The organism is Nostoc sp. UCD121 (genome assembly GCF_014222285.1).
In the GTDB taxonomy this organism is placed as follows: domain Bacteria; phylum Cyanobacteriota; class Cyanobacteriia; order Cyanobacteriales; family Nostocaceae; genus Nostoc.
In genome coordinates this window covers 1-236 of record NZ_JACKZS010000620.1, presented here as the reverse complement: position 1 = coordinate 236, position 236 = coordinate 1, and the positions used below count along the sequence as shown (strand labels likewise).

At 54.7% G+C, this 236-nt stretch carries 1 pseudogene; it reads left to right on the top strand.

What is annotated here, in order from left to right:
- A pseudogene (locus tag GNF10_RS37725) lies at window positions 1–236 on the top strand (glycogen debranching enzyme); the annotation flags it as partial.

Sequence of the window (236 nt, the reverse complement as noted above, 5' to 3'; positions counted from 1 at the left end):
CCACTACTACGACACGACCGGCACGGGCAACAGTTTGCTCATGCGCACTCCCCACGTCCTTCAACTCATCATGGACTCGCTGCGCTATTGGGTGACCGAGATGCACGTCGATGGTTTTCGCTTCGATCTTGCCTCAACCTTGGCGCGAGAATTGCACGAGGTAGACCGGCTCTCGAGTTTCTTCGACATCATCCAGCAAGACCCCATCATTTCCCAGGCGAAACTTATTGCTGAAC